The organism is Streptomyces recifensis, from assembly GCF_002154615.1.
Taxonomy (GTDB): Bacteria; Actinomycetota; Actinomycetes; order Streptomycetales; family Streptomycetaceae; genus Streptomyces; species Streptomyces griseoluteus.
The window spans coordinates 1-691 of sequence record NZ_MUNH01000657.1 but is presented as its reverse complement, the minus strand read 5'-3'; the positions used below and the strand labels follow the sequence as shown (position 1 = coordinate 691).

Annotated in this window: 1 pseudogene; it reads left to right on the top strand. The window is 74.8% G+C overall.

The window, feature by feature from the left end:
* Window positions 1-418 (top strand): annotated as a pseudogene (locus tag CCN33_RS27870) (hypothetical protein); the annotation flags it as partial.
* Window positions 419-691: the final 273 nt, after the last annotated feature.

Here is a 691-nt window from a genome sequence, read left to right as displayed (position 1 = left end):
GGTGCGGGTGGTGCCGGTGGGGGTGCGGATCGCCGGGGACCGCTGGAGGGTGACGTCCGGTGCGCTGCTCGACCTGTGCTTCACGGTCGGCCGCAGGGGCGCCCTGGGCACCCTGCTCCGACTGGCGGCACCGGTCACCTCCCGGCCCGCCTTCGCCGCCCTGACCGACCCCGTGGCCCGCCTGATGATGGGCGTACACACCCGTGGCTCCGCGGGCAACGGCCGGTACGAGTGGTACGGCGCCCGCGACCTGCACCGGCTCACGGCGGCGACGGCCACCCTCGAGGGCCGCGACCTGGGCTCCCTCGCCCCGGTCGACCCACCTGTGCGCTTCGGCTTCGGCTCGACTCCGCGTATGCCGTGCCAGGTCAGGGTGACGACGACGGTGCGCGTCCCGAAACCGACGCCGGGACGGTGAGACACGCGACCGGATGCTCCGTACCCCCATGCCGGCTCAAGCCTCGATCCCGGATGCGGGTGGGAGCGCGGGGCCCAGCAGCGGGCCCCCGTCCACGACGAATTCCGAGCCCGTGGCGAAAGACGCGTCCCCGGAGGGGATGAAGAGCGTGCCGGAGCTCCTGGGAACTCCTCCTGCGCACGGAGGCGCGCCCGTTGGCCCGCGGTCCCGCAGTCGGGTGCGGGCTACGGCGTTCTCGGCGGACGCACCCGTACCCGCGCCCCCACCGCGACC